This window comes from Pseudarthrobacter sp. Pseusp20 (genome assembly GCF_059492155.1).
The window spans coordinates 1,137,902-1,159,315 of record NZ_CP168521.1; the positions used below are offsets into that span (position 1 = coordinate 1,137,902).

Here is a 21,414-nt window from a genome sequence, read left to right on the forward strand (position 1 = left end):
TTAAGCCTGCGCGGCTCCCGGGACTGCCCGGGCGGCGAGCAGGGGCAGGATGTGGTCCGTCAGCAGTGGCGCCAGGTCCCGGGCCTGTCCGGCGCCGGAAGCCAGGACGTCCAGGTCCAGCCAGCGGATCTCGGCAATCTCAGCTGAAGGGTGTGCTGACCAGGTGCCCGGAGCGGTAAAGACGGTGGCTTCAATGTCAGTGGCGGCCTCGTTGGCTGCGTCGGCGATCCACACGCCCATCAACACCAGTTCGCGCGGGTCGATGGTGATGCCCACTTCTTCCTCAAGCTCCCGGGCTGCGGCCTGCACAGCTGTCTCGCCCGGTTCCGGCTTGCCGCCCGGGTGCATGAACATGGTGGTGCCGCGCTTCCGCACGGTCAGCAGGCGGCCGGTGTGGTCGAACACGCAGACGGCGGAAACCACGATGCGGTGTTTCATGCCGGTGCCTGCGTCCGCACCAGGTGTGAAGTCAGCAGCAGGTCCTTGCGCGGACCGGTGACATCCCAGCTGTAGCTGAAGTGGTCAGGGTCCTCCAAGGTGTAGGTCACCCGGTAGGTATCGGGATCACACCAGTGGCTGTCCAGGTTGGCTTCCGGCGTGAAGCTCATCCGGTGGAAGGGGCGGCCATCGGGGAAGAAGAAGTCCAGCGCGTCAGGGCGCCCGGTGGTCCGCAGCAGGTACTCGCGTGAGGCGGGGCCGGAAAAAGCAGGCCAGCGCATGGTGCCTTCCTCACGGAAGGCCAGGCCGTCGTCGTCCGTGGGGATGAAAAGGACGACGCCGGTAAAGGTTCCGCGGGTGCCCTCCGACCTGTCCAGCAGGTCGCGCTCCACCAGCCAGCGGCCCGGGTGGGTGTCGTGGCTTGCGGCGCCGGCCGGCTGGTTGCCCAGGAGGTAGGCGCGGAGGCTGGGCTCCGGGAAACGGGAGTTCAAGTGCCCTCGATTGGAATCGAACCAACGACACCGGCTTTAGGAGAGCCGTGCTCTATCCACTGAGCTACGAGGGCGGGCATCCGGTGGTTCGGCGGGGCCGGTCCGTCCGGACACGGTTACAAGCATACAAGGTGCCGGGCCGTACTACGCTCATGGCATGAGTCCAGCCCCCACTGCCGCTCCCGCCGCCGCCTTCATTCCGAACGTTGCGTCCACCCGGCAGTACATCGGTGCCTGGGCAATCCTGAGCGTGCTGCAGTATTTCGCCGCGGAGGCAGCCGTGGCCATGGCGTGGGCCGGACCCCGTCCATACGACCTGCGGACCGGATACATCAGTGACCTCGGTGCCCTCCACTGCGGGACGTTCTCAGGCCGGGACGTCTGCTCACCCCTGAACTGGCTGATGAATGCCTCGTTCGTGGTCCAGGGCCTTGGCCTGCTGGTGGGGGCGGTGATGCTGACATCCGGGCTGCTGCGCGTGGCCGCCCGCCCCGGGACCCGGGTCGGCTGGAGCCGCAGGGGGCCCTGGCTCGCGGCCGCCGCGGTCCGCCTGCTCACCGGAGCCGCCGGGGCAGGAACGGTGGTTGTGGGACTGGTCCCGGAGGACGCCGGCTCACCCTGGCATTATGCCGGCGCCGTCACGTACTTCGTGACGGGTGGTGCGGCCCTCCTGGTCCTGGGACTCCTGTGGCTCCGGAAGACCGGGATGGCGTGGTTCCTGGTGGCCTGCGGCGGCGTGTCACTGGCCGCGGTGGCAACCGGCGGGCTTACCCGCATGATGGTTCCCGAGCCCGGGACGCTGGAACGGCTCATGGGGTACCCCGTGACAGTGGGCATGGCCGCCGCCGGGCTGGTCATTGCACAGCGGGTGCACCGGCACCGGAAGGAACAGCGGGCGGCGGCTGCGGCGGCCCGGGTAACTGCCGGCTAGGTCTCGTTCCGTTTCCGGCTGTTCAGGAACACAGCCGCGGCCCCGGCCAGGAGGCTCAACACCAAAAGCACCCACCCCGCCACCGTGAGGCCGGACGCCAGGGCAACCTGGCCGGCGTCGGGACCTTCCGAGGCCATCATGGCGTCTATGGCCACGTTCCCCCACAACCGGACCACAACGAACAGCATGGGCAAGGCCCACAACGCCCAGCGCAGCCCCTTCCGTGCCACATTGGTCCCAATGAGCAGCAGCCACGTGAAGCCGAAGATCAGCGGGAAGAGGGTCCCCGCGGTCTTGTGGACATAGTTCAGCTGGCCCAGGGCATCGCCGTCCATCGCTGCCTGCAGGCGGCCGATGTAGCCGGGATCGAACCCGCCCACCAGCGAATCGGGCATGGCCAGGCCCTTGGTGAGCTGGGTGAGCTGGTCCAGGGTCAGCAGGTGCAGGTACCAGAACAGGAACAGGCTTGCCACCACGCCGGCAACCACAATCAGGTTGCTGTTGCCCTGAGCCTTCTGCGGCGTCCGCGCCGTGGTGGGGTTCACCACAGGTGGAAGGTGGTGCTGCGGCACAACCGCTTTGTCGCCGTGCTTCTTGATCCTCTGGGCAGGGGTTTTGGCCATGGCACCATTATCCCGCCCCATAAACTGAAGCCATGACCACTGGCCGACACAGCGCAGCTGTTCTTGATCCCGCACTGGACGACTACGAACTGGCGGCCGCGCTGGTCCGCGAAGCCGGGCAACTGGCGCTCCTCATGCGCATGGCCGGCCTGCAGTCGGAACAAAAGACCTCCGTCTCGGACGTGGTGACGGCGGCGGACCACGCCGCCGAGGCCTACGTGCTGGAGCAGCTCCAACGTTGCCGGCCGGATGACGGCATCCTGGGTGAGGAAGGCGCCTCCGTCCAGGGAACCAGCGGCCGTACCTGGGTGATCGACCCCGTGGACGGCACCTACAACTTCCTGCACGGATCCACCTACTGGTGTTCCGCCATTGCCCTGAAGGACCGCGATGATGTGCTGCTGGGCGCCGTCTTCCAGCCGGAGGAGGACAAACTGTGGCTCGGCGGCCGTGACCGGCCCGCCACCCTGAACGGTGGCCTCCTCACCGGTTTCAGCGACGACGGCGGCAAACGCAACGCCACCAGCGTCGCCGAGCTTGGGGCCGCCACCTACATCCACCCCACCTGGCTGATGGATCCCATGTGCGCCATGCCCTGGCACGCGGCCGCCACCTCCGCCGCGTCCCTCCGCATGCTGGGATCCGGGTCCTGCGACCTGGGCCGTGTCGCAGACGGGCAGCTGGGGTGCTGGTTCCAGCACAGCTGCCCGGAATGGGACTGGCTGCCGGGCAAGGCGATCGTCCGGGCGGCGGGGGGCGCCGTGGACACAGTCCGCGTCAACGGGCTGGAGTGGTTCCTGGCAGGAGGAACGACGGCGGTTCAGGAGTTGCGTGCAGCCCTTCAGTCAGGCTCGGTGGCCTGAGGCGGTTGCCGGCACTGGTTCACGGGTCAGCGGCAGTAATCCACAGGCTGGAAGGCGTTGTCGGTCCCACCGCCTAGACTTGTATGCACCATGGATATGTTGTTTGACCCGTACTCTGACGGACCGTTCAAGGCCGCTCCTGCCGCCACCGCCCGCACCAGGACGGGGCCGGAGGGCGTTGCCACCACGGCCGGGCCCGGCGGAATGCCGGCCAGCCAGGCCGGCTGGCAGCAGAACAACGGGGTCGGGCACCACCGGGACCGGGACAGCACGGACAGGCACGACGGCGGCCGGCACCAAGGCAGCCACCGCCCGGACGCTGCCCAGCTGCTGGAGGGGCTGAACCCCCAGCAGGAGGAAGCGGTCAAGCATGCCGGGCCGGCGCTGCTGATCGTCGCCGGTGCCGGATCCGGAAAGACCCGGGTGCTCAGCAACAGGATCGCGTACCTGATCGCCACCGGCCGTGCCCACCACGGCGAAATCCTGGCCATCACCTTCACCAACAAGGCCGCCGCGGAAATGCGGGAGCGCATTGAGGCGCTGGTGGGCGGACGCGCCAAGATCATGTGGATCTCCACGTTCCATTCCTCCTGCGTGCGGATCCTGCGGCAGGAAGCGGCCAACGTCGGCCTGAAATCCAATTTCTCCATCTACGACTCCGCCGACTCCCTGCGGCTGGTCACCCAGGTCTCCAAGGCCCTGGACCTGGACCCCAAAAAGTTTGCGCCCAAGGCCATCCAGCACAAGATCTCGGCGTTGAAGAACGAGCTCATCGACGCCGATTCCTTTGCCTCGGCAGCCAATTACAACGACCCCTTCGAACATGCGGTCGCGGACGTTTACAAGGGCTACACCCAGCGCCTCCGGCAGGCCAACGCCATGGACTTCGACGACCTGATCGCCGAGACCGTCTACATGTTCCGTGCCTTCCCCGCGCTCGCCGAGTCCTACCGCCGCCGGTTCCGCCACGTGCTGGTGGACGAATACCAGGACACCAACCACGCCCAGTACGCCCTGGTGCGGGAAATCGTGGGGGAGGGCCCGGGCGCGTCGGAACTCACCGTGGTGGGTGACTCGGACCAGTCCATCTACGCCTTCCGCGGGGCGGACATCCGGAACATCGTGGAGTTCGAAAAGGACTACCCGGAGGCCCGCACCATCAAGCTGGAGCAGAACTACCGGTCCACCCAAAACATCCTGAGCGCGGCGAACTCGGTCATCTCCCGCAACCCCAACCGTCCGGAAAAACGGTTGTGGACCGCCGAGGGCGAAGGCCACAAGATCATCGGCTACGTCGGCGAAAATGAGCACGACGAAGCGCAGTTCATCGCCAAGGAGATCGACCGGCTCCAGGACGAGGAGAACCTGCGCCCCGGCGATGTTGCCATCTTCTACCGGACCAACGCCCAGTCCCGCTCCATCGAAGACGTCCTGGTGCGCGTGGGCCTGCCGTACAAGGTGGTGGGCGGCACCCGCTTCTACGAGCGGAAGGAAATCAAGGACGCCCTGGCGTACCTGCGCGTCCTGGTCAACCCGGATGACGACGTCAACCTCCGCCGTGTATTGAATGAGCCCAAACGCGGCATCGGCGACCGCGCCGAAGGCGCCGTCGCGGCCCTGGCCCAGCGTGAGCGGACGTCGTTCATGGAGGCAGCCCGCCGCGCCGACCAGGCGCCCGGCATGGCCACCCGGTCCGTCAACGCCGTCCTGGGCTTCGTGAAGATGCTGGACGACCTGGCCGAGGTTGCCTCCGGATCCGGGGCGGCCGCCGCCCTGGAAGCCGTGCTGGAACAGACGGGCTACCTTGCCGCGCTGCGATCCAGCACCGATCCGCAGGACGAGTCCCGCGTGGAGAACCTGGCTGAACTCGTGGCCGTAGTTCGCGAGTACGAGCAGGAGAACCCGGAAGGAAGCCTTGGCGCGTTCCTGGAACAGGTCTCCCTGGTAGCGGACGCCGACCAGATCCCGGATGCTCCCGGCGCGGACATCGACGCCGCCGTCGCCGAGGCCAAACGGCTGGGCGTGGTGACCCTCATGACCCTGCACACGGCCAAGGGCCTGGAATTCCCCGTGGTCTTCCTGACCGGCATGGAGCACGGCCTCTTCCCGCACCAGCGCTCCGCCACCGACCCCAAGGAACTGGCCGAGGAACGACGCCTGGCGTACGTGGGACTGACCCGTGCCCGCAAGCGGCTCTACGTGACCCGGTCCGAGGTGCGCAGCATGTGGGGCCAGAGCCAGTACAACCCCGCTAGCCAGTTCCTCGAGGAAATCCCGGCGGAGCTCCTGGAATGGAAGCGTGAAGGAACCAGCAGGCAGGCCGGCGGCTGGGGCGGCGGTTCCATCGGGTCCGGCCGCTACAGCGGGTCCTTCTGGGGCGCCGGCACTGCCCGTGGCGCGGCAGCGGACTCCTCGGCGGGATTCAACGCCGACGTTCCGGCGTTCATCGCCAAGAACCGGGTGCAGCCGCAAAAGGAAATCATCGCCGTCAGCGTGGGAGACAAGGTCAACCACACCAGCTTCGGCAACGGCACGGTCCTGGCGCTTGAAGGAGCGGGGGACAAGACCGTGGCCAAGGTGAAGTTCGACGTCGGCGAGAAGCGCCTGTTGTTGCGGTACGCGCCGCTGACCAAGCTCGACGCCTAAGCCGCCCCCGGCCGGGCATAATGGAGCCCATGCGACGGAATGTCTGGGGGATGCTCGCCGCCCTTCTCCTCCTCATTGCTGTCACCGCCACGGGATGCAGCGTGACCACCAAGGACCCCTCCTACGTTCCACCGGCCCCGCTGCCGCCCATGGAACAACTGGAAAAGGCGCCCTTGGCCGACGCCAAGACATACTCCAGCGGTGGCGACGTCCTCTCCTTCATCACCGCGGACCGCACCATCGCCTGTTCATTGACGTCCGCGCGCGGGGACCACGTGAACCTGCCGTACCAGCAGAACCGCTACGGCGACGCTGCCAACAACAAGCTGCCCATTGTCCCGGTGGCCCACTGCGAGCTGGCCACCTATCAGCCTCCCCAACCCGGGGACGTTAGGGATGACTGCGCCGGAACCCACCTGGGCTACCTGGGCGGCGTGGCCCTGCTGGCCCCGGACAGTGCACGCTACGGCGAATGCCGCTCCGGCGTCACGTCGATGGAAGCGGCCTACGGACCCAAGGGGACCAAGGCCGGCCCGCTGGCCCAGCTGCCTGTGCTTGCGGACGGTCAGAACCTCGAACGGAACGGGCTGCGCTGTTCCGCCTACAACGGCGGCGTGGCGTGCGGAAACGTCTCCGCCGGCGTCGGATTCTTCATCTCCCCCGAACGTTACGAACTGGTCCCGGGCCCCGCCAAAAGCAGTGCATCCCCGCAGGCAGAGGGCCCAAAAACCCCGTAAATCCGCGGTTTTTCTACGCTCCATAGAATAGTGTGCTTACTCACATAAGAGGTAGTCTGGGACGGCCCGGTCCCTCCAAAGGACTAGAGTTCCCCATGGAGCATTACGCCGCGTGGCTCGTTTCCAGACAGGCCGCCGGTGCGTGCAATCCGCAGCCCGGTCATCGTCTTTTCGGATGGTGTCCGACTGTACAGAAACTACTTCGACGTAGAAGGACACTAAACCGTGGACCTGTTTGAATACCAGGCGCGCGATATGTTCGAGGCGCACGGTGTACCCGTGCTTGCCGGCATCGTGGCGTACACCCCAGAAGAAGCAAAGGCAGCCGCCGAGAAGATCGGCGGCGTAACCGTTGTCAAGGCACAGGTCAAGGTAGGCGGCCGCGGCAAGGCCGGCGGCGTCAAGGTGGCAAAGTCCGCCGACGAAGCGTTTGAGCACGCCACCAACATCCTGGGCATGGACATCAAGGGCCACACCGTTAACAAGGTGATGATTGCCCAGGGTGCGGACATCGCCGAGGAATACTACTTCTCCGTCCTGCTGGACCGGGCCAACCGCAACTACCTGGCCATGTGCTCGGTTGAGGGCGGCATGGAAATCGAACAGCTCGCCGTCGAACGCCCCGAAGCGCTGGCCAAGATTGCCATCGACCCCGCCGTGGGCATCGACCAGGCCAAGGCGGACGAGATCGTCGCAGCTGCAGGCTTCGCCGAGGAACTCCGCGGCCAGGTGGCAGGCGTCATCCTGAAGCTCTGGGACGTCTTCAAGAAGGAAGACGCCACCCTGGTGGAGGTCAACCCGCTGGTCAAGACCGGCAACGGTGACATCCTGGCCCTCGATGGCAAGGTTTCCCTCGACGAGAACGCCGACTTCCGCCACCCGAAGCACGCGCAGCTCGAGGACAAGGACGCAGCGGACCCGCTTGAGGCCAAGGCAAAGGCGCAGGACCTCAACTACGTCAAGCTCGACGGCGAAGTAGGCATCATCGGCAACGGCGCCGGCCTGGTCATGTCCACCCTCGACGTCGTGGCCTACGCCGGCGAGAACCACGGCAACGTCAAGCCCGCCAACTTCCTGGACATCGGCGGCGGAGCCTCCGCAGAGGTCATGGCCGCAGGCCTGGACGTCATCCTGGGTGACGAGCAGGTCAAGTCCGTGTTCGTCAACGTCTTCGGTGGCATCACCGCGTGCGACGCCGTCGCCAAGGGCATCGTTGGCGCGCTGGCCGAGCTGGGCCACTCCGCCAACAAGCCGCTGGTAGTCCGCCTTGACGGCAACAACGTCGAGGAAGGCCGCCGCATCCTCACCGAGGCCAACCACCCGCTGGTAACCCTGGCCGCCACCATGGACGAGGGCGCCGACAAGGCCGCCGAGCTCGCCAACGCAGCTAAGTAAAGGGACGCACCATGTCTATCTATCTGAACAAGGACTCCAAGGTCATCGTCCAGGGCATCACCGGCGGCGAAGGCACCAAGCACACCGCGCTGATGCTTAAGGCGGGCACCAACATCGTCGGCGGCGTCAACGCCCGCAAGGCCGGCACCACGGTCCTGCACGGCGACAAGGAAATCAACGTCTACGGCACCGTCAAGGAAGCCATGGCGGAAACCGGCGCCGACGTCTCCATCGTCTTCGTGCCGCCGGCATTCACCAAGAACGCCGTTGTGGAAGCCATCGAGGCCGGCATCGGCCTGGTCGTGGTCATCACCGAAGGCGTCCCCGTCCAGGACTCCGCCGAATTCTGGGCCCTGGCCCAGTCCAAGGTGGATGCCGACGGCAACCAGGTCACCCGCATCATCGGCCCGAACTGCCCCGGCATCATCACCCCCGGCGAAGCGCTGGTTGGCATCACCCCGGCCAACATCACCGGCAAGGGCCCCATCGGCCTGGTTTCCAAGTCGGGTACCCTGACCTACCAGATGATGTACGAACTGCGCGACCTGGGCTTCTCCACCGCCATCGGCATCGGCGGCGACCCCATCATCGGCACCACGCACATCGACGCCCTGGCCGCGTTCGAGGCTGACCCCGAGACCAAGGCCATCGTGATGATCGGCGAAATCGGCGGCGACGCCGAAGAGCGCGCAGCCGACTTCATCAAGGCCAACGTCACCAAGCCGGTCGTCGGCTATGTGGCCGGCTTCACCGCGCCCGAAGGCAAGACCATGGGCCACGCAGGTGCCATCGTCTCCGGTTCCGCCGGTACCGCCCAGGCCAAGAAGGAAGCCCTCGAGGCTGCCGGTGTCAAGGTCGGCAAGACGCCGTCCGAGACCGCCAAGCTGCTCCGTGAGGTCTACGCAGCCCTCTAGCAGTCCTGCACAACGCGGGGCCACCCGGCCCGGTTCCCCTTTGGGGACCGGCAGGGCGGCCCCGCGTTTGCTGTTTAACCAACCTGACTGTTTGACGCACGACGACGGCGGGCAGCGCGCGGCCGAGTGCGTCGAGTAATGTTGAGGAAGGAAAATCAGGGCGCCTTGCGCGCGCAGGCAGGGGATGACGGATGGCAGAGAAGCGACCGACCCTGGTCGACGCCGTCGTCGACAAAGTCCTTGAGCACATCCTCAGCGGAGAGATCAAGGCCGACGACGCCCTGCCGCCTGAAGCGGATATCGCCAAGGAGTCCGGTGTCAGCAGGCTGACGGCCCGCGAGGCCATGAAGGTATTGAAAGCGCAGGACGTGGTGTACGTCCGGCGCGGCCTGGGCACCTTCGTCAACCCGCCCGAGCGCTGGACCGGACTGGACGCCATCATGCGCGCAGCCTCCAGGGGAGTGGCCTCGGACCAGGTGGCACTCCGTTTGCTCGAGGTCCGCCGCATGGTGGAGACCGGCGCGGCCGAACTCGCTGCCTCCCGGCACCGGCCGGCTGACCTCGCCGCGCTGCAGGACAGCGTGGAGCAGATGGAAGCGGCCCACCATGCCGGCGACGTGGACGCGCTGACCGTGGCAGACATCGCCTTCCACGACACCGTTCTGCGCGCGTCCGGCAACCCGTTCGTGCCGGCCCTGCTGGGCCAGCTGTCCACCCTGCTCTACGCCATGCGGCGCGAAACCTCGGCGTTCCCCGACGTGCAGCGGCACGCCATCCACCACCACAAGATGGTCCTGGCCGCCATCGCCGCCGGAGACCCGGCCACCGCCCGCTCCACCATGGATGCACATATCACCCAGACTTTCGAGGATTACGAGCACTACCTTGCCGTGTCCAGCCGCAGCGGAGCCGCGGCCCGCTAGCCGCCTGTCCGGGCCCGTCCCATCGGGGTATTCCCTGTCAGCGGCATCCCCACCAGGCCGCGTCCGCAGCCGTGTTGACGCTCCCGTCCCCTGTGATTAGAATCTCCTACAGACATCAGACATCTGATATCACCCCCAAAAAATGCCGCCAGCCAAAGGAGTCGTCATGCGCGCGCATTCCCTTTTCGAGGGTCCCCACACCACCCTGGGAGGCCTGCGATGACCTCCCGTGCTGCTGCCCCCGCTCTCAGCGAGTTGGGCGAGACCACCCTCCGCAAGGTTCGTCGGAGGCTCATGCCCCTGATCGTCCTCCTGTACTTCATTGCCTACCTGGACCGGAACAACGTTGGTTTCGCCAAGCTCGGCATGCAGGGGGACATCGGACTGACCGAGGCCGCTTACGGCCTGGGCGCCGGCATCTTCTTCCTCGGCTACGCACTGCTTGAGATCCCGTCGAACGGCGGCATGTACCGCTATGGCGCCCGCAAGTGGATCGCCCGCATCCTCATCAGCTGGGGCATCTTTGCCACCGCCATGTTCCTGGTGAACGGTGAAGCGACGTTCTACATCATCCGCTTCCTCCTCGGAGCCGCCGAGGCAGGCTTCTTCCCGGCCATCCTCTTCTACCTGACCCTGTGGTTCCCCGCGGCGCAGCGCGTGACGGTGCTGGGCATCTTCATCCTGGCCCAGCCCATCTCCAACGCCCTCGGCGCCCCGGTGTCCGGCATGCTCCTGAACCTGGAGGGCGTGGCAGGCCTGCACGGCTGGCAGTGGCTCTACATCCTGGAAGGCATTCCCGCCATCCTGTTGGGCATCATCACCCCCTTCGTCATGACGGACCGGCCCGAACACGCCAAGTGGCTCAAGCCGGAAGAGCGTGAGTGGCTCTCCAACACCATGAGCGCCGAACTGGCCCACAAGCAGAAGTCCGGCAACCACAACTTCCTTGCCGGATTGAAGGACCCCCGCACCATCGCATACTCGGCCCTGTACTTCGGCCTGGTATGCGGCATCTACGGCCTGGGCCTCTGGCTGCCCACCATCGTCAAGGCGCTGGGCAAGTTCGACTCGACCCAGGTGGGCTTCATCGTCTTCATCCCGTACGCCATCGCTGCCGTCTTCGTCTACTTCTGGAGCAAGCGCTCAGACCGCACCGGCAACCGGGTATGGCATGCCAGCATGAGCATGGTGCTCGCCGCCGTCGGCCTCCTGGGCGCAGGCTACCTGCTGCCGGTCAATGCCGTGCTCGCCATGGTGTTCCTGACCCTCGCGGCCATGGGCATCTACTCCGCCATCGCGCCGTTCCTTGCCATGCCCTCCGCAGCCCTCACCGGTGCTGCAGCCGCCGCCGGCCTCGCCATGGTCAACTCCCTTGGCAACCTGGGCGGCTTCGTGGCGCCCTACATCGTGGGCATCCTCAAGGACGCCACCGGAAACAGCCAGAGCGGGCTGGTCTTCCTGGCCGCCTGCCTCGCCGTGACCGCCGCCGCCACCTACCTTTACGCACGCAAGCGGCCGGAGGGTGTCTCCGCCCCCGGGGTCACAGTTCCTGCCGCCGAAACCCACTAGGACGCATCAATGACTACACAGCACACCTTCCCCGCAGAGCGCACCGCTGTCCTCACCGGGGCAGCATCTGCCCGCGGCATTGGCCGGGCAACCGGTGACCGGCTGGCCAGCGAGGGCTGGTCCATCGCCATCCTGGACATCAATGCCGAAGACGCGAAGGCCGCGGCTGCCGAAATCGGCTCCAGCCGTGCCGTCAAGGCCATCGGCGTGGGCGCCGACGTCTCCGACGAGGCATCGGTTGACCGCGCCATCACGGAAATTGAGGAGGCGCTTCCGCCCATCGTCGGACTGGTCAACCTGGCCGGAATCAGCTCACCCACCCCCTTCATGGAGACCACGGTGGCGGAATGGGACAAGGTCTTCGCCATCAACATGCGCGGCACCTTCCTTGTTTCCCAGCGGGTCCTCAGGGGCATGATCGAGCGCGAACTCGGGAGGATCGTCAGCATCTCCTCCATCTCGGCCCAGCGTGGCGGCGGCACCTACTCCAAGGTGGCCTACAGCGCCTCGAAAGCCGGCATCCTCGGTTTCACCCGTGCGCTGGCCCGTGAAGTGGGTGAACACAACATCACCGTGAACGCCATCGCCCCCGGTCCGATCGACACTGACATCATGGGCGGAACGTTGACGGACGAGCGCAAGGCCCAGATGTCCGAGGGCATCATGATGGGTCGGGTGGGAACCCGGGAGGAAGTGGCGGCGCTGATCGCATTCCTGCTCAGCGAGGACGCCGGCTACATTACTGCCGCCACCTACGACATCAACGGCGGCCTGCAGGTTTCCTGACCACCGGTTTCCGCTGGTGCAGTGCTGCCTGCCGGCCGTACGGCACCAGCGGGACGTGTCCGGGGACACCCCATCCCACGCGCTCCCGCACATTTTCCGGCTATAGGATTTCTACATGGCAACCAAGAACCAGGCCTCCGGCGGCGTGAGCAGGCAGGTCCTCGCCGACCACGTTTACGAAGCGCTTCTTGTTGCCCTGATGGACGGCCGGCTGGAGGCGGGAACCCCGGTCAGCATCGACGGGATGGCCAGGGAGCTGGACGTTTCCCCGACGCCGGTGCGCGAAGCGCTCGCCCGGCTGGAAGCGACCGGGATGGTGCGGAGGATGGCCCTGCGCGGCTACCGTGTGGCACCGCTGTTCTCCCCGGAAGAACTGGCCGACCTGATGGACGCCCGCCTGGTGATCGAACCGGCCAATGCCTTCATGGCCTGCAAGCATGCTGACCCGGAACTGACCGGGCAGCTGGAGCAGGCCATCGAGGACCTCAAGGCAGCCCCGCGCGGGCCATCCTTCACGGAGTTCCGCGCCTACTGGGAAGCCGATGAACGGTTCCACCGGCTCATCGCCGAGTCCGCTGACAACCAGTTCCTGCTGTCCGCATATAACGCCCTGGGCGGGCAGGTGCAGCGCTTCCGCTTTTTTGGCGGCCTGGGCGTGACCGATGCCGACTACGCCATTGCCGAGCACACCGAGATCCTCAAAGCCTTCGAGACCGGCGACGCCGATCTTGCCCGGCAGAAAATGATCGACCACATCGAAGGCGTCAAGCAGCGCTCGCAGCACGACAGCGAAGTGCGCAGCTAGCACGCACGTCCATGGGCCCAATATGGCCCGACTTTTTCACTAACCTCCGCCCGGGAGGAACAGAGAGGCCCTTGACAGGGCCTCGAATAGCGTAGATCCTATAGGAAATGCGATTCTAAATTTGGAGTGACAATGCCGTACACCGCTGAAAACTGGCCCATCGCTGCTGCCCTGCTGCAGTTCCCGGGAACAAGGCCGGACGGGACCACCGCCCAGGAGGCCCCCGCCAGCGACTGGCAACAGGTCTTCGAAGAAGTCGCAGACGCCGGCTTCAGCAACGCCGACCTCACCGACAGCTGGGTGCGCCCGGGCGATCTCTCAAGCGCCCGTCTGGACGAACTGAAGGCCGCGGCCAGTGCCGCCGGCCTCGGGCTTCCCTCCATCTCCGCCATCCGCCGCAGCGTGATTGAGGAAGGCAAGTGGGAGGAAAACCTGGCCTACACCCACCGGACCATCGACGCCGCTGCGCAGCTCGGTTGCGAGGTCGTCTCCATCGGCCTGCACCAGGCCATCACCCCGGAGCAGCAGAAACAGCTCTGGTTCTGGACCGTTGAAGGCCACAAGGACCCGGTAGCGGACAAGGAAACCTGGAACAACGCCGTCACCCGCATCCGGGAGGTCGGCAAGCACGCCGCTGAACTCGGCCTCCTGGTGTCCCTGGAGATGTACGAGGACACGTACCTCGGCACTGCTGACTCCTCCGTGCAGCTCGTCCAGGACGTCGACCTGCCCAACGTTGGACTGAACCCCGACCTGGGCAACCTGATCCGCCTGCACCGCCCCATCGAAGACTGGCGCGAACTGGTGCACAAGACGCTGCCCTACTCCAACTACTGGCACGTCAAGAACTACATCCGCGACGAGGACCAGGCCCGGAACCACTACGTCGCCATGCCGGCGCCCATGGAATCCGGCCTCATCAGCTACCGCGAGGCCTTCCAGTTCGCCATCTCGGTGGGCTTCCAGGGCATCATCTGCACCGAGCACTACGGCGGCGACGGCCTGAGCGTCACCGCCGCCAACCAGGACTACCTGCGCCGCCAGGTCCTGCCCAAGCGCGATGGCTACACCCTGGGCACCAGCATGGTAGCGCAGGGCCGGCAGGCCCCGGCGGCTGTCCCCGCACGCTAAGCCACGGCAGGCTTCCCAACCGATCCAACCGGTTCAACGAGGAATCATGACAAAGATATTTGACGATCCAGCGCAGTTCGCAGACGACGCCCTCGACGGTTTCGTGGCCGCCAACCGCAAGTATGTGGCGCGAGTCGACGGCGGCGTTGTCCGTTCCACCGAAACACCAGAGGGCCAGGTGGCAGTGGTCATTGGCGGCGGTTCCGGCCATTACCCCGCCTTCGCCGGCCTGGTGGGGGCAGGGCTCGCCGCCGGAAGCGCCTGCGGCAACATGTTCGCTTCCCCCTCCGCCGGGCAGGTGTACCGCGTGGCCAAGGCATCCCAGACCGGCGGCGGCGTCCTCCTGAGCTACGGCAACTACGCCGGCGATGTGCTCCACTTCGGCCAGGCCCAGGAGAAGCTGAACGCTGAGGGCATCGAAACCCGCACCGTCCTGGTGACTGACGACATCGCCAGCGCGCCCCTCGAGGAGATCGGCAAGCGCCGCGGCATCGCCGGCGACCTGACGGTCTTCAAGGTTGCCGGCGCGGCGGCAGAGGCCGGGCTGGACCTGGATGAGGTGGAGCGGCTTGCCATGAAGGCCAACCACCACACCCGTTCGCTGGGCGTGGCGTTCGCCGGCTGCACCCTCCCCGGAGCATCCGAGCCCCTCTTCACCGTGCCGGAAGGCATGATGTCCGTGGGACTGGGCATTCACGGCGAACCGGGGATTTCAGACCTGCCCCTGCCCAGTGCCAGTGAACTGGCCAAGCTGCTGGTGGACGGGCTTTTGAAGGACAAGCCGGAAACCGCAGGCCACCGGGTAGTGCCCATCCTCAACGGACTGGGAACAGTCAAGTACGACGAACTCTTCCTGTTGTTCGGCAAGATCGAGGCCCTGCTCACCGCTGCCGGACTCGAGATCGTTGAGCCGGAGTGCGGTGAACTGGTGACCAGCCTGGACATGTCCGGCCTGTCATTGACGCTGTTCTGGCTGGATGCGGAACTGGAGAAGTTCTGGGCCGCGCCGGCTGACACCCCCGCCTTCCGCAAGGGCAACCTGGCCCCGCGCCGGGCCCGGGCCGTCGAGTCCCTGGCCGAGGCGGCCACGACGCCGGGGCTGGCAGCCACGCCGGCGTCCACCGCGCTGGCTGCCACGGCGGTGGGAGTGTTGAAGGAAGCCCGGTCCGTCGTCGTCGAACACGAGGAGGCACTCGGGAAGCTGGATGCCATCGCCGGGGACGGCGACCACGGCATCGGAATGCGCCGCGGAGTGGATGCTGCCGTTGCCGCCGCGGAGAAGTCCCATGCCGGCGGTGCCGGCCTGGAGGAAGTGCTCGCGGCGGCGGGGGAGCAGTGGGCCGAGCGTGCCGGCGGTACCTCCGGGGCCCTTTGGGGCGCGGCGGTCACCGCCGTCGGCAGGACCCTGGGCAGCAAGGACGCCTACACCGCGGCCGACGCAGCGGCGGCCGTCAATGCCCTCCGCGACGCCATTGTCACCTTGGGCAAGGCCGAGGCGGGAGACAAGACCATGGTGGACGCGCTCCTTCCGTTCGCCGAGACCTTCACCAAAGCAATTGACGACGGCGGCAGCCTGGCCGGCAGCCTTCGTGCGGCAGCGGAGGCCGCCGCCGAGGCCGCTGACGCGACTGCCGGACTCAGCCCCAGGAAAGGCCGGGCGCGCCCGTTGGCCGAGAAGAGCCTGGGCCACCCGGATCCCGGCGCCGTTTCGTTCGGCCTCATTGCCCGCAGGGTGGCCGAGTACGCCGCCACCATCGAAAGCCACTAAGGAGAATCGCATGACCGAACACGCCCAGCAAGGCTGGCGCATCGTCGTCGGCAATGACGAAGCCGGCGTCGAATACAAGAACGCGCTGCGCGAGATGCTGGAGGCAGACCCCCGGGTCGCCTCGGTGGAGGACGTGGGCGTGGGCGCCGACGACGCTACTGCCTATCCGCACCTTGCCGTCGCCGCAGCCCGCAAGGTCGCAGCCGGAGAGGCGGACCGTGCCCTGCTGATCTGCGGAACCGGCCTCGGCGTGGCCATCTCGGCCAACAAGGTTCCCGGCATCCGGGCCGTCACCGCACACGACAGCTACTCCGTGGAGCGTTCCGTGCTGTCCAACAACGCCCAGGTGCTGACCATGGGCCAGCGCGTCATCGGCCTGGAACTGGCCAAGAAACTGGTGGGCGAGTGGCTTGACCACCGCTTCGATGAAAACTCCGCATCCGCGGCCAAAGTAGACGCAATCTCCTCCTACGAGGACGCGTCGGAAGGACTTGAAGACAAATGAGCAACCGCAACATCGCCGTCGTCGGCTCAGGCTATATGGGCGGCGGGATCGCCCAGGTCCTGGCACTCGCAGGAGCCCGCGTGGCACTCGCCGACGTCTCCGCTGAAATCGCGCAAAGCAACTACGAGCGGCTCCTGAAGGAGTCCGACGAGTTCGTCGCCGCCGGCCTGTTCCCGGACAACGCCACCGACCTGCTCAAGGAAAACCTCTGGGCAGCCAAGGACATCGAAGAAGCCGTGGCCGGCGCCGAGTACATCGAGGAGGCAGTGCCGGAAATCCTGGAGATCAAGCACGCCACCCTGGGCAGGATCAGCGCCGCCGCCCGCCCCGAGGCCATCATTGGTTCCAACACCTCCACCATTTCCATCGCCAAGCTGGCCGAGGTGGTGGACAACCCGGAGCGCTTCCTGGGCGTCCACTTCTCCAACCCGGCACCATTCATTCCCGGCGTGGAAGTCATCCCGCACGAGGGCACCTCCGAGGCCACCATCCAGGCGGCCCGCAGCATCGTGGGGGAGACCGGCAAGGAAACAGCCACCGTCAAGGACGTGACCGGCTTCGTGCTCAACCGGCTCCAGTACGCCCTGTTCCACGAGGCAGCCCAAGTGGTGGAGGAAGGCATCGCCACCGCGGAGGACGTGGACACCCTGGTGCGCACCACCTTCGGCTTCCGGCTGCCGTTCTTCGGGCCGTTTGCGATTGCCGACATGGCGGGCCTGGACGTATATGCGTTCTGCTACAAGTCCCTCCAGACCGGGTTCCCGGAGCGGTTCGCCACCCCCAAGATCCTGCAGGAAAAGGTCGACGCCGGCCAGCTGGGCACCAAGACCGGTTCCGGCTTCCTTGACGTCCCCGCAGACCGGACCGCAGCCCTGGTTGCCTACCGGAACAAGGCGTACGTCGCCATGCAGAAGCTCATCGAAGAGCTGGGCCCTGCCCCGCTTTCCTGATCCGAAGGAACACCTCCATGACAGCATTTCCCACAGACCGCACGGTGATCGTTACCGGCGCTGTCTCCGAACGCGGCATCGGCCGGGCCACCGCAGACTACCTGGCAGAGCGCGGCTGGAACATCGGCGTGATCGACATCGATGACGCCGCCACCAAGGCCGTGGCCAAGGAGCTGGCCGAAAAGTACGGAATCAAGGCCCACGGAGCAGGCGCAGACGTCAGCAACGAAGCGTCGGTCCGGGCGGCCATCGACGAGATCGAGGCCGAACTTCCGCAGCTGGTGGCCCTGGCCAACATCGCGGGCGTCAGCTCCCCGGTGCCGTACCTGGAACTGGACGCCGCCGAATGGGACCGGGTACTCAGCATCAACTTGAACGGCGTCCACTACGCCACCCGCCGTGCCGCCGAATCGATGGTCAAGAACCAGCTGGGCCGGATTGTGAACATTTCCTCCGTCTCCGCCCAGCGCGGTGGCGGAACCTTCAGCAAGACCCCGTACTCCGTGGCCAAGGCCGGCGTCATCGGCCTGACCCGCGCCACCGCCCGTGAACTGGGGGAGTACGACATCACTGTCAACGCCATCTCGCCCGGGCCGATCGACACCGACATCATGGGCGGCACCCTGAGCGAGGAACGCAAGGACGAGCTGGTCAAGGACCTGGTGGTGAACCGCGTGGGCAACACGCGCGACATCGCTGCCGCCATCCATTTCCTGATTGGCGAGGACGCCGGGTATATCTCCGGCCAGACGCTGAACGTCGACGGCGGACTGTACATGCACTGACGGGCTCCGTTTCCCTTCGCATCAAGAAGACCGGAGCCACCACCAACATGCGGGCCGCCGGCCCGCGGAAACCACCACGTCACCACTCGAAGGAGAGTGTTGTGTCCGAAACCACCGCAACATCCAAGGAACTTCTGGCCCGTCCGGTCCTGAAGTCCGCGATCTTCAAGGCGGCCCGCCGGCTCATGCCGATGCTGGTCATCCTGTACGTCGTTTCGTTCCTGGACCGCACCAACGTCGGCTTTGCCGAGGCGGCCCTCGGGGCGGACAAAGGAGTGTCCGCCGCAGCCTTCGCCCTGGGCGCCGGCATCTTCTTCATTGGCTACGCGATCTTCGAGATCCCCAGCAACCTGCTGCTCAAGAAGGTCGGCGCCAAGATCTGGCTGGCGCGCATCGCCATCACCTGGGGTATCGTTTCGGCGTGCTTCGCCTTCGTCCAGGGCGAGACCTCGTTCGTGATCCTGCGTTTCCTCCTCGGCGTGACCGAGGCCGGCCTGTTCCCCGGCGTGATCATGTACCTGGCCGAATGGTTCCCCAACAAGGTGCGCGTCCAGATGTTCGCCATCTTCTACCTGGCCCAGCCGTTCTCCCAGATGATCGGCAACCCCCTCTCCGGCTGGCTGATCAACATCGGCGACCAGGTGCCGGGCCTGCGCGGCTGGCAGGTCATGTTCTTCGTCGAGGGCCTGCTCGCAGTCCTGGCCGGCATCGCCGCCTTCTTCTTCCTGATCAACGGTCCTGAAAAGGCCAAGTTCCTCAGCCGGGAGGAGAAGTACGCGCTCAAGGAAGTCATGGCACTGGAGGACAACATCAAGGACCAGACCGGCCCCCGCGGCATCCTCGCCGCCATGCGCAACGGCCGGGTTTGGTACTTCACCGCCATCTACTTCTGCCTGCAGATCGCCGTCTACGGCGTGACGTTCTTCCTGCCGCAGCAGGTGTCGTCCCTGACCGGGCAGAAAGTGGGCCTCGCCGTCGGCCTGCTGATCGCGGTCCCGTGGTTCTTCGGCATCTTCTCCTGCTACTTCATAGGCCGGGCGGCTAACACCGTTGCCAAGCGGCGGAAGTTCGGCACCATCCTGTTTCTCTCCACCGGCCTGTGCATCTTCGGCTCGGCCTGGGCGGGAACCAACCACCAGCCGGTCCTGGGCATGATCTTCATAACCCTGGCAGTCTGCAGCTTCCTCGCCGTCGGTCCGGTGGTCTGGTCCTACCCAACCGCGTTCCTCGCCGGATCCGCAGCAGCGGCCGGCATCGGCCTGATCAACTCGCTGGGCAACCTGGGCGGCTTTGTGGCCCCGATCCTGCGGACCGCCGTCAACGAGGCCACGCACTCGCCCACCGGATCCATGGGTGTGTACGCCCTGGGCGTCCTGCCCTTCGTGGCCGCCGCAATGATGTACGCCACCAAGCGGTTCAAGAACAAGGCCGACGACCTGCTCGACTGAGCCCGTCACAACACATCGCAAGGAACTTCATGCGCACCTCCGGCAGCAGCACAGGCAACGGCACCGTCCACATCGGCGTCAGCACCAAAATGTACCTGGGTTACCAGGCAAGCCTGCGCTGGCTGTCGGAGGTGCGCTCCGTTGTGGACGAAAGGCCCGGGCTGGGTGCGCATTCCGCCAAGGACGCACCGGTCCGGGTCTTCGTCATCCCTTCCTTCCCCGTCCTGGAGCCGGCCACACGGATCCTGGCCGGCTCACCCGTCCTGCTCGGCGCCCAGAACTGCGCCTGGGGGGACGGGCCCCTCACCGGGGAAGTCAGCCCCGGCATGCTGGCCGAACTGGGCGTCCAGCTCGTCGAGATCGGCCACGCGGAACGCCGCAGCCTGTTCGCCGAGGACGACGCCGTGGTGGCACGCAAGGTGCGTGCCGCCGTCGACAGTTCCCTTACCCCGCTGCTTTGCATCGGTGAGCCGGACAGGCTCGACGCCGGTGCTGCCGCCGACTTTTGCGTGCGGCAGGTCCACGCCGCTACTGGCGGTGACGCCAGCCTCCTAAGCTGCCTGGTCCTGGCCTATGAACCCGTATGGGCTATCGGTGCTCCTGCACCCGCCCCGCCGCAGCACATCAACTCCGTGTTGACCCTGCTCCGGGCCGCACTGGGCCCGGACTGCCCCCTGATTTATGGCGGCAGTGCCGGGCCAGGGCTGCTGCCGCAGCTTCCCGCAGCGGACGGACTCTTCCTGGGCCGTTTTGCGCACGACGCCGCCAACCTTGGCCGCGTGCTGGACGAAGCCCTCGCCCTGGCTCAGACCCGCGCCCCGGCCAGCAATTCCTCCAGCCGCTCGTAGCCCTCGCTCAGGCCGCCCTCCATCCCGGACTGGGCCATGCCGTCGCGCGCCTCCTGGCTTGGGTAGACGGAGTGGCCCCGCAACCGGGTCCTTCCGTTGCCCAGGTCCTCAAACGTCATGAAGTCCAGGCTGACCACATCCGGGTATCCGCCGAACTCAAAGGTCTGGATGGCGAATTCGTTGTCCCGGACGGTGTGGAAGATGCCCTTGAACTCGTAGGCCACACCGTCCGGTCCTGTGTGCAGGTAGCGGTAGCTGCCGCCGGTGCGGAAATCGTAGTGGTCGATCTCCATTTTCAAGCCCCGCGGGCCCAGCCACTGGACAATCAGGTCCGGTTCTTTGTGGGCGCGGAACACGTCCGCCACCGGGAAATCAAACTCGCGCTCGTAATCGATGAAGGGGACGCCCTCAGGAACGCTGAGTTTCAGGGAATTGCTCATCATGACTCCTTGGAGGATTTTTCGCCGCTGTCCGCAGCGTTTGACCTAAGAACGGCGTCGAGGCTGCGGAACTGGCCTTCGCGGACCAACCGGTACCGGTCAATCCAGGCGGTCAGCTCCTCGAGCCGCGCCGGGTTCAGGTGGACGGGCCTGCGCTGTGCATCCCTGCTTCGGGTCACCAGCGCGGCCTGCTCGAGTACCTGGATGTGTTTCGAGACCGCCTGCTTGGAGATCTCGAACGGTTCTGCCAATTCGTTCACTGTTGCCGGGCCCCGGCTGAGCCGGGCGATGATGCTTCTCCGCACGGGATCTGCCAGGGCCATGAAGGCCGAGTCCAATGCCGCACTTTCAGGGTTCATTGCCTGCCCGTTTCTAATCAACCTCCAGGTTTATCAACCTTTAGGTTGTTTAAGCATAA

22 protein-coding genes and 1 tRNA gene are annotated in these 21,414 nt (G+C 66.1%); 17 read left to right on the forward strand and 6 right to left on the reverse strand.

Translation table 11 applies throughout. The features are described 5' to 3' along the window. The 3 genes from ACEN9K_RS05415 to ACEN9K_RS05425 form a co-directional block, all read right to left on the reverse strand. Positions 1 to 438 carry an NUDIX hydrolase gene (locus ACEN9K_RS05415; protein WP_142068542.1) on the reverse strand — a complete coding sequence of 146 codons (438 nt, stop codon included), beginning with the start codon at positions 436 to 438 and terminating at the stop codon, positions 1 to 3. Then, entirely contained in the window at positions 435 to 929 is a 495-nt protein-coding gene (locus ACEN9K_RS05420) for a DUF6314 family protein (RefSeq protein ID WP_495635319.1), read from the reverse strand. The genes ACEN9K_RS05415 and ACEN9K_RS05420 overlap by 4 nt, the downstream gene beginning before the upstream one ends. A 1-nt stretch (position 930) precedes the next feature. Further along, positions 931 to 1,003 (reverse strand) — tRNA-Arg (locus tag ACEN9K_RS05425). Positions 1,004 to 1,086: 83 nt separating this feature from the next. Between ACEN9K_RS05425 and ACEN9K_RS05430 the strand changes: the two genes are divergently transcribed. After that, positions 1,087 to 1,860 (forward strand): DUF998 domain-containing protein, encoded by a 774-nt coding sequence (locus ACEN9K_RS05430; RefSeq protein ID WP_134165634.1) that lies wholly within the window; start codon positions 1,087 to 1,089, stop codon positions 1,858 to 1,860. Here ACEN9K_RS05430 and ACEN9K_RS05435 read toward each other — a convergent pair. Continuing rightward, entirely contained in the window at positions 1,857 to 2,483 is a 627-nt protein-coding gene (locus tag ACEN9K_RS05435; protein ID WP_056389110.1) for a hypothetical protein, read from the reverse strand. The genes ACEN9K_RS05430 and ACEN9K_RS05435 overlap by 4 nt on opposite strands. Positions 2,484 to 2,515: 32 nt before the next feature. Between ACEN9K_RS05435 and ACEN9K_RS05440 the strand changes: the two genes are divergently transcribed. The 16 genes from ACEN9K_RS05440 (at position 2,516) to ACEN9K_RS05515 (ending at position 20,556) form a co-directional block, all read left to right on the forward strand. After that, positions 2,516 to 3,346 carry an inositol monophosphatase family protein gene (locus ACEN9K_RS05440; RefSeq protein ID WP_134165632.1) on the forward strand — a complete coding sequence of 277 codons (831 nt, stop codon included), beginning with the start codon at positions 2,516 to 2,518 and terminating at the stop codon, positions 3,344 to 3,346. Between the two features lie 90 nt (positions 3,347 to 3,436). Then, the gene (pcrA, locus tag ACEN9K_RS05445) at positions 3,437 to 5,992 is read left to right on the forward strand and encodes a DNA helicase PcrA (RefSeq protein ID WP_223993908.1); all 2,556 of its coding nucleotides are present in this window, start codon (positions 3,437 to 3,439) and stop codon (positions 5,990 to 5,992) included. Positions 5,993 to 6,012: 20 nt separating this feature from the next. Further along, positions 6,013 to 6,729, forward strand: coding sequence for a hypothetical protein (locus ACEN9K_RS05450; protein ID WP_026265816.1), 717 nt, complete (start codon positions 6,013 to 6,015; stop codon positions 6,727 to 6,729). 225 nt (positions 6,730 to 6,954) lie between these two features. Continuing rightward, positions 6,955 to 8,124, forward strand: coding sequence for an ADP-forming succinate--CoA ligase subunit beta (gene sucC, locus ACEN9K_RS05455; protein WP_018769571.1), 1,170 nt, complete (start codon positions 6,955 to 6,957; stop codon positions 8,122 to 8,124). A gap of 11 nt (positions 8,125 to 8,135) precedes the next feature. Beyond that, positions 8,136 to 9,038 carry a succinate--CoA ligase subunit alpha gene (gene sucD / locus ACEN9K_RS05460; protein ID WP_018769572.1) on the forward strand — a complete coding sequence of 301 codons (903 nt, stop codon included), beginning with the start codon at positions 8,136 to 8,138 and terminating at the stop codon, positions 9,036 to 9,038. 191 nt (positions 9,039 to 9,229) lie between these two features. Continuing rightward, positions 9,230 to 9,961, forward strand: coding sequence for a FadR/GntR family transcriptional regulator (locus ACEN9K_RS05465; protein WP_018769573.1), 732 nt, complete (start codon positions 9,230 to 9,232; stop codon positions 9,959 to 9,961). 219 nt (positions 9,962 to 10,180) lie between these two features. After that, entirely contained in the window at positions 10,181 to 11,530 is a 1,350-nt protein-coding gene (locus ACEN9K_RS05470; protein ID WP_026265817.1) for an MFS transporter, read from the forward strand. Between the two features lie 9 nt (positions 11,531 to 11,539). Beyond that, entirely contained in the window at positions 11,540 to 12,316 is a 777-nt protein-coding gene (locus ACEN9K_RS05475) for an SDR family NAD(P)-dependent oxidoreductase (protein WP_495635320.1), read from the forward strand. Positions 12,317 to 12,431: 115 nt separating this feature from the next. Continuing rightward, positions 12,432 to 13,121 (forward strand): GntR family transcriptional regulator, encoded by a 690-nt coding sequence (locus ACEN9K_RS05480; RefSeq protein ID WP_018769576.1) that lies wholly within the window; start codon positions 12,432 to 12,434, stop codon positions 13,119 to 13,121. Positions 13,122 to 13,253: 132 nt separating this feature from the next. Then, complete coding sequence (locus ACEN9K_RS05485; protein ID WP_018769577.1) at positions 13,254 to 14,252, forward strand: sugar phosphate isomerase/epimerase family protein; 999 nt, start codon at positions 13,254 to 13,256, stop codon at positions 14,250 to 14,252. A 46-nt stretch (positions 14,253 to 14,298) separates the two neighbouring features. Further along, the gene (dhaL, locus tag ACEN9K_RS05490) at positions 14,299 to 16,020 is read left to right on the forward strand and encodes a dihydroxyacetone kinase subunit DhaL (protein WP_495635321.1); all 1,722 of its coding nucleotides are present in this window, start codon (positions 14,299 to 14,301) and stop codon (positions 16,018 to 16,020) included. Positions 16,021 to 16,030: 10 nt separating this feature from the next. Further along, the gene (locus tag ACEN9K_RS05495) at positions 16,031 to 16,525 is read left to right on the forward strand and encodes a ribose-5-phosphate isomerase (RefSeq protein ID WP_495635322.1); all 495 of its coding nucleotides are present in this window, start codon (positions 16,031 to 16,033) and stop codon (positions 16,523 to 16,525) included. Next, positions 16,522 to 17,475: a 3-hydroxyacyl-CoA dehydrogenase family protein gene (locus ACEN9K_RS05500; protein WP_495635323.1), complete on the forward strand. Its 954-nt coding sequence runs from the start codon at positions 16,522 to 16,524 to the stop codon at positions 17,473 to 17,475. The genes ACEN9K_RS05495 and ACEN9K_RS05500 overlap by 4 nt, the downstream gene beginning before the upstream one ends. Positions 17,476 to 17,492: 17 nt before the next feature. Continuing rightward, positions 17,493 to 18,260, forward strand: a complete 768-nt coding sequence (locus ACEN9K_RS05505) for an SDR family NAD(P)-dependent oxidoreductase (protein ID WP_018769581.1) — start codon at positions 17,493 to 17,495, stop codon at positions 18,258 to 18,260. A 101-nt stretch (positions 18,261 to 18,361) separates the two neighbouring features. Next, a complete protein-coding gene (locus tag ACEN9K_RS05510; protein ID WP_018769582.1) occupies positions 18,362 to 19,708 on the forward strand; it encodes an MFS transporter in 1,347 nt (448 codons plus the stop codon). Between the two features lie 29 nt (positions 19,709 to 19,737). Next, entirely contained in the window at positions 19,738 to 20,556 is an 819-nt protein-coding gene (locus ACEN9K_RS05515) for a triose-phosphate isomerase family protein (RefSeq protein ID WP_134165628.1), read from the forward strand. Here ACEN9K_RS05515 and ACEN9K_RS05520 read toward each other — a convergent pair. Beyond that, on the reverse strand, positions 20,514 to 20,996 hold the full coding sequence (locus tag ACEN9K_RS05520; protein ID WP_018769584.1) for an SRPBCC family protein: 483 nt from the start codon (positions 20,994 to 20,996) through the stop codon (positions 20,514 to 20,516). The genes ACEN9K_RS05515 and ACEN9K_RS05520 overlap by 43 nt on opposite strands. Further along, positions 20,996 to 21,355, reverse strand: coding sequence for an ArsR/SmtB family transcription factor (locus ACEN9K_RS05525; protein ID WP_056389079.1), 360 nt, complete (start codon positions 21,353 to 21,355; stop codon positions 20,996 to 20,998). Before ACEN9K_RS05525 ends, ACEN9K_RS05520 begins: the two co-directional genes overlap by 1 nt. Positions 21,356 to 21,414 lie beyond the last annotated feature (59 nt).